The following is a 14550-nucleotide window of genomic DNA, read 5'->3' on the forward strand; positions in this document are numbered from 1 at the left end:
CTTTTATTATTGTACAATATCGGCTCGCCTTTAACGGCGATAGCTCTTCATATAGTCACTCAGCGCTACACATGCTTCCAGCGGAACAGCGTTATAGGTCGAAGCGCGGCAACCGCCGACGGAACGATGCCCATTAAGACCGACAAAGCCGAGTTCCTTCGCCTTGGCAAGGAAGCGTTTATTTTCTTCTTCGCTCGGCAGGTTGAACGTAATGTTCATCAGCGAGCGTGAATCTTTTTCAGCATGACCGCGATAAAATCCGTCACTTTCATCAATCGCGTCATAAATCAGCTTCGCTTTTTCTTCATTTCTTCGTTCAATCGCTTCAATTCCACCCTGGTCTTTGACCCATTGCAGCACTTGATTCAGCATATAAATCGAGAATGTCGGCGGTGTATGATAAAGAGAGTTCGCCTCGCTATGTGTCCGGTAACGTAAAAGAGTCGGCACATGGTCAACCTCTTCCTCAAGAAGGTCTTCACGGATGATAACGATCGTCACACCGGCTGGACCGAGATTCTTCTGAGCACCGGCATAGATCATGCCGAATTTTTCAATCTCAATTTTCCGTGAAAGAATATCACTCGACATGTCAGCAATTAAAGGAGCATGCGTCACAGTCGGGAATTCTTTCCATTGTGTTCCGAAAATCGTATTATTCGAAGTGAGGTGAACATAGGCGTCATTCTCATTGTATGTGATAGCATCAAGTGCCGGAATAGAGCGGTACTGTGTCTCCTTCGTCGAAGCACCGACCGCAGTGTCGCCAAGAAGTTTCCCTTCTTTCAGTGCTTTCTCTGACCACGAGCCTGTTAACAGGTAGTTTCCAATCTTCCCGGGCTTTAAAAATTGCAGCGGAACCATCGCGAATTGGAGGCTGGCGCCGCCTTGTAAAAACAGAACCTTATATGAATCAGGAATCGCAAGCAGTTCCTTCAGTAAGGCAATTGCTTCTTCATGAACAGCTTCAAAATCCTTGCTGCGGTGACTTAATTCCATCACGGACATGCCAGTGCCGTTAAAATTCGTTAATTCAGCCTGCGCTTTCTCTAAGACGCTTTTTGGCAAAGCTGATGGACCGGCATTAAAGTTAAAAACTTCCTGCATTTTCTCCACTCCTTTAACTCTTCACCACATTAATAGGTGTTAGATTATGATTATCGTACCATAGTTTCGCTAAAAAATGCTTAGTTTTTTATGTATTTTCAGAATGTTCAAGAGTTAAAAAAAGGGTATGCTTTCAAAAGGTGGATAGCTCCCCTTTTTTTAGTTCGAACACCGGACGAAACCACTGGTTCTTCAGTCATGATGATGCCTCATCTTGTTAGATTTAACGACGGAGTCATCATTATATAATGAAAATAATCCTGGGCCTTATAAATAACTGGAAATGGCTTTTGCCAGATCATGCAGCTTGTCACCGCTGTACTGGGAGCTGTTGTCTTTCCAGACAGCGCCAAAGCCGTCACCCTGCCCATAACGCGGAATTAAGTGGACATGGTAGTGAAAGACAGTTTGACCAGCATCCTTACCATTATTATTTACCATATTCAACCCCTTCGGTTGAAATGCAGCTTTCTGCCCGTTCGCAATCGTTGGAATAACCGAAAACAGCCGGCTAGCTTGTTCTGCTGGAAGCTCAAATAAATCTTGGTGATGATTTTTTGGAATGACAAGCGTGTGGCCCTCGGTTACCTGGCTAATATCGAGGAAGGCCAGCACATGTTCGTCTTCGTATACTTTTGCCGCTGGAATGTCGCCTTTCACAATTTTGCAGAAAATACAGTTTGCTTCAGACATCTTCCGTCATCCTTTCTAGAACATGTTTTTAACCACTATAACGAAGGTCGACAATTGTGGCAAGTTGAGAAATAAGAATCGTACTTTTTTTGTTGGAAAAGACAAGGAGGCCCGGTCTTTTTTCACAATTTCGTCTTATTTGACCAGTTTGGAAGAATGCTATAATGAAAACGGTCGACGTATTAGCCGGAGGTGATGACGACATGAAGAAAGCCCGGTTTGTTCTTGCGGCTGTTATGCTGTTCTTATTCAGCGGCTGTCAAGGCACAGAAGAGAGCCATCATTCACATACAAATGAACTTGGTGATGTGCGGGAAGCAACTGCTTCACCTGATAGTATGCCTGAATTTCTTACTCATTATGCAGAACCGATTGGCGAGATCTACGCACTTGTTCCCTCTTATCAGAGCGTTTTGGAACAAATGCCTTGCTACTGTGGCTGCGGAGAGTCAGCCGGTCATCGCAGCAGCTATGATTGCTTTATTTATGAGCATCAGGCTGATGGAGGCCTTGTTTGGGACGATCACGGCGCGAAATGCGGAGTCTGCCTGGAAATTGCTCATCTTTCAATCGAATTGCATGATCGTGGGGTGTCAATCAGTGAGATACGTCAATTTGTTGATGAGCGCTACGAGGAAGGCTTTGCCAAACCGACTCCTACGCCTCAGCCTGGAGCGGCAGCATCATAATAGGAGAAGCGTTTTAGGAGAGCCGGTATACATTGAAAAAGATAAAGCGAGTCCGCTTTGCATAAAATAACGGAGGCTCACTGTTTCGGTCAGGCACACTTCGTTTGCCGCTTTAAGCCTTGGACAAAAGGGGAAACAGACCTTTTATCGAAGCTGCTGAAAAAGTATGATTTTCACTTTTTCAGCAGCTTTTTAGTAATGAGCTAGGCGCGTAACGCGTGCAGCCATAACTCTTCTTCGAGTTACGAAAAAGGAAGTTTTTCAGTGGCCTCCTTTTTATCCGGGGCTCTAATCAAACTTATTGCAGATTGATAGCACTATAAGAGAGAACAGCGCCGAGTGACAGAAGCAAAGCCGTGTTAAGTGAACCATAGGGCAGTAGTCTCTTTATCTGTGTGGGGCTGGTAGCGAAGCGCCCTTCGGTAGAGGGTTTTACCATCATTCAGAGGCTTCGCAAAAAAGGTGGTTTCTCCCTTTTTTTCTATGCTGTGCAGGACCCACTGGTCGCGGCTGACAGTAATTTGGTAAGATAAGCTTTGAAGGAGAGTGGTAATGGTGGCAACTGGGATTAAAATTGAAGGGCTGACAGGGGGATATCACCAACGAAAGCCCGTGCTTCATGATGTGACGTTTGAAGTGAACCATCAGGAAATCGTTGGACTAATCGGCTTAAATGGGGCCGGGAAAAGTACAACGATTAAGCATATTCTCGGACTGCTTCAGCCGCAAAAGGGTGAAGTGAAGGTGGAGGACATCCGGTTCGAGGATAATGTTAATCAGTATCGTCGTTCCTACGCTTATATACCGGAAACTCCAATATTATACGATGAGCTGACATTGTGGGAGCATCTTGAACTGACCGCGCTCGCTTACGGGCTGGAAGAGTCCTTGTTCGTCGAGCGGGCCGGGCACCTGCTGGCTGAATTTAAAATGGAAAAAATGAAGCAGTGGTACCCGAGTCATTTTTCAAAGGGGATGCGGCAAAAGGTGATGATTATGAGCGCTTTTTTAATCGAGCCACCTGTCTATATCGTTGATGAGCCGATTGTCGGCCTGGACCCGCTTGGTATTCAGTCATTTCTCAGCCTGCTTGAGGAGATGAAGAAGCGTGGCGCCGCTGTGCTGATGTCGACTCATATTCTTTCGACAGCCGAGCGCTATTGTGATCGCTTCATTATTTTGCACCATGGCCGGGTCGTGATGTCAGGTACCTTGGCGGAGATGAGAGCGCAGCTTGGGCAGCCGCGGGCGACACTTGATGATATTTATATTGAAATGACGAAGGAAGAAGCGCTATGAAGGATGGAATGACGATTTGGCGCGAGCGACTGGGAGCCTATTGGAACGAAGCGATTCGTTATTTGCGGCTGATCGGAAACAGCGGATTTCTTTTTACCGTTTACGTCTTAATTATTATCGGCAGCTATTATTACAGTGTCTTCATTGACTGGCTTCCGGCTTCTTTCCCGGTTATTTGGGTCTTTGTCGCCGTCTTTGCCCACTTCTTAACGAGGGGACAGATCCGCACCTTTGTCAAGCCGGCCGATGTTGTCTTTCTTCTCCCTTATGAATCGGAGCTGGGCAGCTATTTTAAAGCATCAAAGTGGTACTCATTCGCTTTGCAAAGCGGAGTGATTCTGCTTGTGCTGATCGTTTTTGCTCCGCTTTATCAGGCGAGGCTGGAAGGCGCTGGAAGTTTATTTTTGATTTTTGTCTGGTTGCTTGCCGCCAAAGGCTGGAATGTCCTGGCAAGCTGGGAGGAGCAGCGCTTCCAAAGCGAATCAGACAGAAGAAACCACTTTTTGCTGCGGGGTCTCATTAATCTCGTCTTTACATATTTGCTGTTTGCCGGAGCGAATTGGCTGTTTCTTCTCGCCATCCTAGTCCTGATGCTCGTGCTTTATGTTTTTTATTATCGCAGGCTGGCCGGGCGGCTGTCGTTAAAATGGCCACATTTAATTGAAGTCGAGGACAGAATGCTGCTTTTCTTTTACCGGATCGCCAATGCGTTTACCGATGTGCCGCAGCTACGGAACAAAGTAAAGGAAAGGCGGGCTTTCAATTGGCTGATTGGCATATTAATGGATAGTAAAGCGTCCGTCTACCATTATTTATTCGTCCGTTCTTTTTTGCGGGCAAATGATTATGCCGGCATCTATTTGCGTCTTTTGCTGATTTGTGCCGGGGTGCTCATCGTCCTGCCGACAGGCTGGATCGAGATTCTCGTTCTTGTCCTGTTTATGCACTTGATTACGAAGCAGCTTTCAACCATTTGGTATCATTATGATACAACGATGTGGACCGAGTTGTATCCGGTTGAGAGCGGGCAGAAAGCACAAGCGATTTCCCAGCTCGCTTTCCGCCTGCTAGCGTGTATGACGGCATGTCTGACCGGACTGCTGCTGATCATTTCCACCGTGCCGATCGCATTGGCCGCCTTGGGCGCCGGCGGGCTTTACACGTATCTTGGCAGCCGGACGTTTATTCATCAGCGCAAAAAATAAATGCCGCTGGGGAAAGTGAGAATGGAAGGAGCTGACTGTGATGTATGAAGATCAAGCACGTGAAGAATACGACCGCTGGAAGCGCAAGCTGCTAAAGCGACCATCGATTGCCGGTCGCTATACGAAGAGCTTGCAGGCGAAGATGAATCATCTCATTCCGGAAAAGGTCCATACGGTTGTGACGACCAGTATTAAAAATATGGTTCATGCGACATTGATCGGGTCCGAGTATACGGCTGCGAAGCAACCGGAAGAAGGACTGACGTTAAAAGAGCGAGAAGAACTGTTGGCAGAGTTGACGAAGAAATACCGAAATACAGCTGCGCTTGAGGGAGCAGGTACCGGAGCAGGAGGATTGCTTCTTGGGGCAGTTGATTTTCCATTGCTGTTAAGCATTAAAATGAAGTTTTTGTTCGATGCCGCTTCCGCCTATGGGTACGACGTGAAGGACTACCGTGAGCGCTTATTTGTTCTCCTGCTGTTTCAGTTGGCCTTCGCCCGTGAGGAGAAGCGGCCGGACCTTCTAAAACGCCTGGAAGATTGGGAAGAGGAGCGTCTTTCGCTTCCAAGGAGGAAGGATTATCTCGAGGCTGTTGATTGGAAGGAATTTCAGCTCGATTACCGTGACTTTATTGACCTTGTTAAGATGCTGCAGCTGATTCCTGGCTTTGGCGCAGTCGTTGGCGCAGCGGCCAACTATCACTTTCTTGATCTTCTTAGTGAAACGGCGAAAAACGGCTACAGAAGCCGCTGGTTTAACGGTGGAGAAGGAGATGGCAGAGAGGTGTAGTAGTTTGTTGAATAGTCAAAAGAGTAAGGGGCTGGGCAAAGGATTAACAACCTTTTGCCCAGCCCCTTGCTGTCTAATTGTCCCGCTAAGGTCAAGCCTCACCTTGCGGGACAACTTTTGTTAAAAATACCCGGGAACGAAGCGGGCAAGATAAGCGGAAATGACGCTGAACTGCCCGGTAAATAACAGAATACCGAGCGCCACCATAATCCCTCCACTCGCTTTTTGAATCGTCGGCAACCACTTATTAAGCCGGCGTATCTTATTAAGAGAGCGTGACCAGAGCAAAGCGACGGCGAGAAACGGAACGCCGAGTCCCATCGAATATAAGAAGAGCATTGAGACCCCCGTCCACATTGTTTCGGCGTTTCCAGCAAGAAGAAGAATCGACGTCAGAACGAGTCCGATACAGGGCGACCAGCCCGTCCCGAAAAGAAAGCCGAGCAGAACGGAATTGGCAAAGCTCGTTGTTCTTTTTGGTTTCGCCTTAATGCGTTTTTCACTCATCAGCATCCGAATGGAAATAACCCCCATCATTTGCAGACCGAAAACAGTGATAATAATTCCGCCGATCTGCTCCAGCAGCTGACGGTTGCTCCAAAATGCCTGACCGATAAATGTCGAGGAAAGTCCGAGCAGTAAGAAAATCGACGTAAAACCGATAATAAAACCGATGCTGCGCGAAATAATCAGCTTCCGGCTTGCGGCAACCTGATTATCGGCAATCGTCGTTCCGGTCAGCTGGGCCAGATAGGCGGGCACTAACGGGAAAATACAAGGTGATAAAAACGAAACAATACCGGCGAAGAAGGAAAGCCATATCGTTACTTCAGCCAAGATGACACCTCCAAACAAATCTGAAATCGGACAATACTACAATCTATTCAAGCAAACTGAATATGTATGAATCCAATTTTTAAAGCTGTTTCTATTATAACGAAAATCATGCAGCGGCAAAAGCAGGGAAGGTCAACGTTCACGGAAAGGACATAAGGCTGAGAGAAAGATCGGTCTGGAGGCGGAGAGAAAAACCGGCTCAAGAGCGGCGTAAATGATCGTGCTTTCTCCTAAACTGAAGATAGTTCAATTAAAGGAGGGAAACATAATGAAGCATCCAGGCAAAATGTTTGGTGGAATTCTGCTTATGCTAATCGGGGCCAGTATTTTGTTTAGTATGATCGGGGTTCATATTGGCGGGATTATCGGCCTTGCGATTGGCGCATGGCTCCTTTACTGGGGATATTCAAAGTGGCAGGAGCAGGGGAAATGGTCTTTTTCAAGCGTTCTTCTGCTGATTGTCGGCGCACTGATCGCCCTTGGAGGAATCGGTGGTGTAGTGTCACTCGCGATTGGAGTGATTCTCGTGTATTTCGGCTACCGACTTCTGAAGCCGAAGGATCAAGCTGAAGAAACGATAGAGGAAGAGGAAGATCTGGCTCCGGTGAAAACGACCTATGATGTGATTGACAAGGAATTTGAAAAATTATTAAACGAGCATAAATAAACAAATTTGGAGGGTGATCAATATGGTAATGGAAAGATTGAACCGGTTTTGTAAAGCATATTTGCACGAAGGATTGGAAAAGCTGGAAGACCCGGTCGTGATGGTGAAGCAATACATGCGTGATATGAAGGCTGATATTGGGAAGCAGCAGGCGACAATTGACAAGCATCTTCGTCTTGATGAAACGTTAAAAAGAAACTGGCAGACCGCTAAAGAGCTGGTCGAACGCCGCGAGCAGCAGGCGCGCCTGGCTGTGGAAAAGGAGAACGATGAACTGGCGAAAATGGCGCTTAGAAGCAAGAAGGAAGCCTGGGAGCAAATGAGTCGCTTCGCGACATTGCGCGAAAAGAATGAGCAGCAAATTGAGGCGCAGAAACAAACGCTTGCCGAGCTTGAGCAGAAGTACAACCAGCTGCGCGACCGCAAGCTTGAGCTTGTGCTGCGTGTCCAGGCCGTAAAAGCGAGTGAGCAGATAAAAAATACGAAGCGGAAGTACCGCCAGCAGGAAAGCATCATTGAAAATGAATTTGAGCGAATGGAAGATAAAGTGACTGATCTCGAATGGAAAAGCGGTGGCAGATCGGCTGTCGTGAGTGACCTTCCTGATGTGGATGAGGAAGAGCTTCAAACTGAACTGGAGCAGCTGAAGCAGCAGGCAAATCAATGAACAGAGCATTGGGCGCTTGTTCATCGCTCTGCCTCACGTTAAGATAAAGAGTGACAAAAAGAACAATCGGGCGCGGGAGGCGAAGCAGAGTACCGCTTCGCCTTCGTTCGTCCCCGGTCAAGCTGAAGGGAGAGATCAATGAAAAAACTAGCTGGGTTTGCACTGATCATTACGGGTATCGTCATTTTAATCGCTTCGCTGCCGGCTGTAATTCCTTCAACCTCAAAAGCAGTGGGAGATCAAGGTCAATTTGATTTGAAGCAGGTTGACGATTTAACCTTCACAAGCACCGCCGTTGATTGGGAAATCGAAACGTATTCAGGAACGGAGCTGCTTGTCCGGCTCGAGAATCAGAATAAACGAGTACAGCTTCAATCGGTCGAACAACGGTCGAGGCTTGAGGTCAAAATAGAAGAGGAGCGTTTTCATTTTCTGTCCTTTTCATTCACAAGAGAACCGACGAAAGCGATTGTTCAAATTCCGGAATCCTATCAGGATAGGGTGAACATCAAAACAGTATCAGGCGATCTGAACATGAGCGGGGAACAGGATCTGACGGGTCTAGACATTCGTACCGTGTCAGGGGATGTTGAGGCAGGTCCGGTTACAGCGCCGGACGTCAAGGTGGCGACAACTTCCGGAGATATCGAGATTCATGGACTGGACGGAGCTGCCATAACCTTGAACAGCACCTCCGGAGATATCGAAGTAAGCGGCTTGCATGGCGCGATAAACGCCAAAACCGTCTCGGGAGATATTATGGTCGACTATGTCGCTGGAAATCAGGCCGCTGACCTTAAGACGACCTCCGGTGATGTTGAAGTATGGTTGCCGGACGGCAATGCTGAGATCGAAGCGAAGACGACTTCGGGCGATATTCAGGTCAATGCCGAACTGCTTGATTCTTCGCTTCAATCAAAAGCGATTTCTGGTAAAATAGGCAAGGGAGAGCATCCGTTTTTCATTTCAACTACATCAGGTGATATCGATCTTCATTAAACGGAAACAGGGAAAGGAGCGGAAGCATGAAAAAACAAACCTTATTCGGGTTGATCATCGTCATCATCGGTTTAAATCTTTTATTTCATGCGCTGCGCATTTCAACGGGCTCTTTTGTCGCACCGCTCATTTTCTTCTGCCTTGGGATGTTCTTTTACCAGAGAAAGCACAAACTTTTAAGCATGATTTTTTTCATCATCAGCGCCAGCATCCTCTTTGATCTCGTGCTTGGGATGAACTTTATGGGGATGCTCGTTGCCGCCGTGATTCTTTATTACGGGGTCAAGCTTGTGAAATCACCGCGCAGCACAAAGAAAGAAAAAAGAGAAAAGAAGCAGCGCCGGAAGCGGGAGCCGGAGCCGAAACAGGAGGAGCCGGCTGCCGTTCATGAAAGTGGAGAATCGACTGCCTGGCAGGAAGAAAAACAAAGCACGGCCTCGTTTGCCTTTCAGGAGAAAGCCGGCAAAGAATACTTCACCGCGACCATACGCCGGAGCTGGATCGGTGACATTCATTATAGAGGGGAAGCATTTGAATTAAGTGATTTGACAATCTGGAACGGAATTGGCGATGTGCGGATTGATTTGTCGCGGGCGATTATTCCGGAGGGAGAAACAGTGATCATCGTTCAGGGAGGCATCTGCCAGGTTGATTTTTATGTGCCGAATGACCTTGCAACGAGTATCCAGGCTTCGTCCCTCTTCGGTTCTGTATCTTTATTTCATGAAAAGCACGAGGGGGTTAATTCTCAACTGGCCATTGCCACCAAAGGGTATAAAAGCGCTCCCCGGCGGGTGAAGCTTGTGCTGTCCACCGTGATTGGAGAAGTGAAGGTGAGGGATATATGAGGAAACGACTTGCCTTATTGCAATGGCAGTTTATTCGTCATAGTGTGATTGTGACCTTGCTGATCTCCTTCTTTTTTCTTTTTTTTATTACATATGAAGATCAACGCGGTCTGCTGCTCGTGTTTGACCGCCAGCTGGCCGGCTTTCCGATCATCGTCTGGATGCTTCTGTTGATCATCACGACCGGAATGATCAGCGGTTATTTGCAGGCTGCCCCGCTGCGGCGCCGGATTGACCAGCTCGTGCATGGTGCGACGCGTTATGAGCGCGGCACCTTCTCTCATCGGGTCGAGGTTGAGGGAGAGGACGAGATTGCTGAACTGGCGGCGAGAATGAACGGGATGGCCGCTCATATTGAAGAGCAGGTTGCGTCTTTACAGCGTCTTTCCTCCGAGCGCGTGCAGCTGCAGGAATCGGTGAAAAAAGCCGCCGTCACCGAGGAACGTCAGCGTCTGGCCCGTGACTTGCATGACGCCGTGAGCCAGCAGCTGTTTGCGATTTCGATGATGACGGCCGCGATTAAAGAGAGCCTGAATGCCGATGAGGCGGCCGCCCGGCAAATCGCCCTGGTTGAAAAAATGGCGAACACGGCCCAGGCTGAAATGCGCGCGCTGCTGCTTCATCTGCGACCGGCCCATCTTGAAGGGAAAAGCTTGCATGAAGGCGTGGAAGCGCTGCTGGCCGAGCTTGAGCAAAAATATAAAATCAAGGTGCGGATGGTGATGGATGAGGATGTCCAGATGCCGAAGGGGATCGAGGACCAGCTGTTCCGGATGGTTCAGGAAGCGATATCCAACGTGCTGCGCCATGCGAAGGCAAGTCAGCTTGAGATGCAAATCAGGCGGTCGGCGCGCGAACTGAAGGTGAAATTAATTGATGACGGAGTCGGCTTTGATCCGAAAAAGGTTCAGCAAGGCTCATACGGTTTGCATACGATGAGGGAAAGAATGAATGAAATTGGCGGTACGCTTCATATTGTCTCGGTACCAGGAAAAGGCACACAGGTGGAGGCCAACATTCCGGTGACATGGAAGGAGGGGGCGGACAATGATTCGGGTTCTGTTAGTGGATGATCATGAAATGGTAAGAATGGGGCTGTCAGCTTACTTGTCGACTCAGTCTGACATTGAGATCGTCGGTCAGGCAAGCAATGGGCAGGAAGGGATCGACTTGGCGGTCGAACAGAAGCCTGACGTGATTTTAATGGATCTAGTGATGGAAGGCATGGACGGAATCGCGGCGACGGCGGCGATTACAAAAAAGCTGGCGGATGTAAAGGTGATCGTACTGACCAGCTTCATTGATGATGAGAAGGTCTATCCCGTGATTGAGGCAGGGGCGTTCAGCTATTTGCTGAAAACGTCATCGGCCGCCGAGATTACGAGCGCGATTCGCAGCGCGGCAAAAGGCGAAGCGGTCGTTGAGGCGAAGGTGACGAATAAGATGATGCAGCGGATGAGAGGCGCAAAGGAAAAGCAGCCGCATGATTCGCTGACACCGCGTGAGCTTGAAGTTTTGCAATTAATTGGCGAAGGCAAAAGCAATCAGGAGATCGCCGATGAGCTTTACATCGGGATTAAAACGGTAAAGACCCATGTCAGTCATATTTTGCAGAAGCTGGGGCTTGATGACCGGACGCAAATTGCGGTTTATGCCCACCGCTGCGGACTTGTTAAGTAACGGCGAGAAGGGATCGGAATGAGGCGGTCGCTTTGTTTTTCCCATTTGGTCTTCAGCCGTCGCATAAACCGGCTCTCAACGGGGCGCTGAAAAACTTCCTTTATCGTAATGCTGAAAAAGGACGATTTTGACTTTTTCAGCAGCTTTCTCACAACGGGCTTAATAAAGCTAGCTTAAAGGCTGGGCAAAAGGGGGAAAAAACAACCTTTTGATCCGGCCTTTTAGCATGTGACAGGAATGACAGCAGCTGCGTCCGGAAAGGAAAGCCATTTCTGCGCTGCCAGAAAAGACAGTCAGCGGCAGGAGGAGAGATGAACGAGGCGATTTTATTTTTACTGCTGTAATATGCTACTCTTATAGCATAAATCGACATTTCCAGACAGGCGTGAAACAAACATGGTGTTTAATTCGTATAAAAGAGGTAACAAAGGAGGTGGTTACGAATGAAGAAAAAGATCGTATTTGGGATTTCTGCCCTGCTGGCAATGGTTCTTCTGGCTCTTATTATTTATCTTATTGTTATTTTGGCAGGTCAGTATGTCGTCAACGATCAAAGTCTTGTTATGAAAACGACGACCTCCCTCGTTGATCAGGAAGGACATCTGCTGACCCAGCTTTTTATCGAGAATCGTGAGCTTGTCTCAATCGAGGAAATTCCCGAGCATGTGCAGCAGGCATTTATCGCGATTGAGGATACACGCTTTCGTGAACATTTGGGAATCGATTTCCGCTCCATCGGCCGCGCTCTTTACCGGGATATCCTTGCCGGAGCGAAGGTGGAAGGCGGGAGTACGATTACGCAGCAATTGGCGAAAAATGCCTTTTTGTCAAACGAGAAAACGTGGCTTCGCAAAACAAAGGAAGTGTTAATTGCGATGAGCCTCGAACGGCAGTACAGTAAGGACGAGATTTTGGAAATGTATTTAAACCGTATTTATTTCGGTCATGGGGCCTACGGCATTCAGGCTGCTTCAAAGCTGTATTTCAACAAGCCTGTCACTGAATTGACGGTTGATGAAGGGGCGCTGCTCGCCGGGCTTCCGAAAGCGCCGAACTCCTATTCGCCGCTTGTCGATCCGGAGAGAAGCAAGCAGCGGCGTGACCTCGTTCTGACGGTGATGGAACGTCAAGGCTATATCAATGCTGAGGAAGCAGTCCGGCTGCAAGGGCGGACAGTAGCGGCTGATCATAACAGCATCTCGGAAAACGAGGCGTATTTAACCTATATTGATATGGTGTTGAATGAGGCTGAAGAGCGCTATCAATTAACGAACGAAGAGGTGCTTGAAGGCGGCTATACGATCGTTGTGCCGATGAACCGTCACGTTCAGGAAGCCGCTTATCAAAAGGTCAGGGAAGACCGTTTTTTCCCAGAAGGAAATGAGGATGCAGAAGCGGCGTTTGTCCTGATCGATACAGACACCGGCGGGGTTCTTGCCGTCCAGGGAGGGCGCGAATATGTCAGAAAAGGCTTAAACCGGGTCAATGTGAAGCGGCAGCCGGGCTCGGCTTTAAAGCCATTATCTGTGTTCGCGCCGGCGCTGGAAACAGGCATTTATCATCCTTATTCGTTATTGAAGGATGAGCTGGTTGAATATGATGGCGGCTACACACCGCGTAATTATCAAAATGAATACGCGGGCAACCGGACGATGTATGAGGCGTTGACGCATTCTGTCAATGCGCCGGCGGTCTGGCTGTTAAATGAAATTGGCATTGATCAGGCGTTGCCATTGCTAAAGCAATTTGGTCTTGAGCTGCCTGACCGGGGACTGGCGATAGCGCTCGGCGGCTTGCAGGAAGGCGTGACGCCGCTTGAGCTGACCACTGCCTATCGCGTATTTGCCGACGAAGGAAAGCGGGTCGAGCCTTATTTTATTCAGGCAATCTATGATCGGAATGGACATAAAATCGGCGAAGCTCCCGTCGAGGAAGAGGCAGTCGTTTCCCCGCAAACAGCCTGGTATATGACGAGAATGCTTGAATCCGTAGTCAAGGAGGGCACAGGAACAAATGGTACGGTCAATAGCCCGCTGGCCGGCAAGACCGGAACGACGACCTATCCGGATGTTGAAGGGGCGACGATGGATGCCTGGTTTGTCGGCTATACGCCGACCGTAGTCGGAGCGGCATGGATGGGCTATGATGTCACATCGACCGACCATTATCTGCGCGGAGGGAGCAGCTATCCGACTGTTTTGTTTAAGGAAATTATTAATGAGCTTCCTGGTGAGATGCGCGAGGTTGCATTTGAAAAGCCAATGGAGGTTCAGGAGCTCGACCCACCTGTCGATTTGCCGGTAATAGATGATTTGGAAGCGACGATGGCAATGGGAGGCCGTGGGATGATGAGCGTTCAGCTGCTCTGGTCGGCACCGGCTGATGAGCGAATCTATTATCAAATTTACGAGGTGGATGGCGGCGAGCGGACAAGGATTGCAACGGTCGTGAACGAGAATCATTATTTTATCGGCTCCCTTAATCCATTCTCAAATAAACGCTATCAGATTGTTCCTTATGATTCCACGACGGAGCAGACCGGACAGCCGTCTAATATCGCTGACGTCCACTTCCGCTTCGGCTTTCATTAGCAGCGGGTAAGGGGTGCCGGGAGAGGAAGGAGGAACCTCATTCGCTATTAGCGGTCAAAAGGGGATTTACCCACTATTTTTGCCTGGGAACGGAATCTCGTTCCTGTTGTCCACTTCAGACGAGAAAGCGGCCTAGTGACAGGCTTTTTTGGTATAAGTATTGTCCCGATCCAGAGCTTCAAACCCGCTCTCGTAATGGGGGGGCACGCTTTCCGCAGGAGGGCGTTGAACGAACCGAACCGGCACGCCGGTGGATTTCAACCTGCCCTTCTCTCCTACAGGAGTCGGCCCTCCCATCCCGTCCGCTTTTTCTAGTGGGATACTTGGGATACCATGAATACAGCTCCAATTCGCGTGTGTGTCAGAACTGGCCAGTGCTTTCCCGATGAACCAAAAACAAAGACCATAAGAAGCTGATCTTAGTGAAGGGGCTCGAAAAAAATTCCATGCAGGCGATGCTTGGTTTTGCTGCCATGTA

Annotated in this window: 14 protein-coding genes; 11 read left to right on the forward strand and 3 right to left on the reverse strand. The window is 48.6% G+C overall.

Annotated features, from left to right (window positions below; translation table 11 throughout):
* Window positions 1–30: 30 nt before the first annotated feature.
* Window positions 31–1107 (reverse strand): 3-phosphoserine/phosphohydroxythreonine transaminase, encoded by a 1077-nt coding sequence (gene serC, locus M3212_RS17855; protein ID WP_251195329.1) that lies wholly within the window; start codon window positions 1105–1107, stop codon window positions 31–33.
* A gap of 267 nt (window positions 1108–1374) precedes the next feature.
* Window positions 1375–1800: an HIT family protein gene (locus M3212_RS17860; protein WP_251195330.1), complete on the reverse strand. Its 426-nt coding sequence runs from the start codon at window positions 1798–1800 to the stop codon at window positions 1375–1377.
* Window positions 1801–1964: 164 nt separating this feature from the next.
* Between M3212_RS17860 and M3212_RS17865 the strand changes: the two genes are divergently transcribed.
* From M3212_RS17865 to M3212_RS17880, 4 genes are all read left to right on the forward strand, one after another.
* Window positions 1965–2489 (forward strand): PCYCGC domain-containing protein, encoded by a 525-nt coding sequence (locus M3212_RS17865; protein ID WP_251195331.1) that lies wholly within the window; start codon window positions 1965–1967, stop codon window positions 2487–2489.
* A 555-nt stretch (window positions 2490–3044) separates the two neighbouring features.
* Complete coding sequence (locus M3212_RS17870) at window positions 3045–3788, forward strand: ABC transporter ATP-binding protein (RefSeq protein ID WP_251195375.1); 744 nt, start codon at window positions 3045–3047, stop codon at window positions 3786–3788.
* The gene (locus tag M3212_RS17875) at window positions 3785–4993 is read left to right on the forward strand and encodes an ABC transporter permease (protein WP_251195332.1); all 1209 of its coding nucleotides are present in this window, start codon (window positions 3785–3787) and stop codon (window positions 4991–4993) included. The genes M3212_RS17870 and M3212_RS17875 overlap by 4 nt, the downstream gene beginning before the upstream one ends.
* A 40-nt stretch (window positions 4994–5033) precedes the next feature.
* The gene (locus M3212_RS17880; RefSeq protein WP_251195333.1) at window positions 5034–5783 is read left to right on the forward strand and encodes an EcsC family protein; all 750 of its coding nucleotides are present in this window, start codon (window positions 5034–5036) and stop codon (window positions 5781–5783) included.
* A 120-nt stretch (window positions 5784–5903) separates the two neighbouring features.
* On the opposite strand, the gene M3212_RS17885 is transcribed toward M3212_RS17880, so the two are convergent.
* On the reverse strand, window positions 5904–6620 hold the full coding sequence (locus tag M3212_RS17885; protein ID WP_251195334.1) for a cytochrome c biogenesis CcdA family protein: 717 nt from the start codon (window positions 6618–6620) through the stop codon (window positions 5904–5906).
* 268 nt (window positions 6621–6888) lie between these two features.
* On the opposite strand from M3212_RS17885, the gene M3212_RS17890 reads away from it, so the two are divergent.
* The 7 genes from M3212_RS17890 to M3212_RS17920 all read left to right on the forward strand — a co-directional run bounded on the left by M3212_RS17890 (window position 6889) and on the right by M3212_RS17920 (window position 14072).
* A complete protein-coding gene (locus tag M3212_RS17890) occupies window positions 6889–7287 on the forward strand; it encodes a LiaF transmembrane domain-containing protein (RefSeq protein WP_251195335.1) in 399 nt (132 codons plus the stop codon).
* Between the two features lie 22 nt (window positions 7288–7309).
* Window positions 7310–7954, forward strand: a complete 645-nt coding sequence (locus M3212_RS17895) for a PspA/IM30 family protein (RefSeq protein ID WP_251195336.1) — start codon at window positions 7310–7312, stop codon at window positions 7952–7954.
* A 138-nt stretch (window positions 7955–8092) separates the two neighbouring features.
* The gene (locus tag M3212_RS17900; RefSeq protein ID WP_251195337.1) at window positions 8093–8953 is read left to right on the forward strand and encodes a DUF4097 domain-containing protein; all 861 of its coding nucleotides are present in this window, start codon (window positions 8093–8095) and stop codon (window positions 8951–8953) included.
* Between the two features lie 26 nt (window positions 8954–8979).
* A complete protein-coding gene (liaF, locus tag M3212_RS17905; protein ID WP_251195338.1) occupies window positions 8980–9801 on the forward strand; it encodes a cell wall-active antibiotics response protein LiaF in 822 nt (273 codons plus the stop codon).
* A complete protein-coding gene (locus tag M3212_RS17910; protein ID WP_251195339.1) occupies window positions 9798–10874 on the forward strand; it encodes a sensor histidine kinase in 1077 nt (358 codons plus the stop codon). The genes liaF and M3212_RS17910 overlap by 4 nt, the downstream gene beginning before the upstream one ends.
* On the forward strand, window positions 10849–11481 hold the full coding sequence (locus M3212_RS17915; RefSeq protein WP_251195340.1) for a response regulator: 633 nt from the start codon (window positions 10849–10851) through the stop codon (window positions 11479–11481). The genes M3212_RS17910 and M3212_RS17915 overlap by 26 nt, the downstream gene beginning before the upstream one ends.
* A gap of 443 nt (window positions 11482–11924) precedes the next feature.
* The gene (locus tag M3212_RS17920) at window positions 11925–14072 is read left to right on the forward strand and encodes a transglycosylase domain-containing protein (protein ID WP_251195341.1); all 2148 of its coding nucleotides are present in this window, start codon (window positions 11925–11927) and stop codon (window positions 14070–14072) included.
* Window positions 14073–14550: the final 478 nt, after the last annotated feature.

The organism is Halalkalibacter oceani (genome assembly GCF_023715705.1).
GTDB classification, from domain to species: domain Bacteria; phylum Bacillota; class Bacilli; order Bacillales; family Bacillaceae_D; genus Halalkalibacter; species Halalkalibacter oceani_A.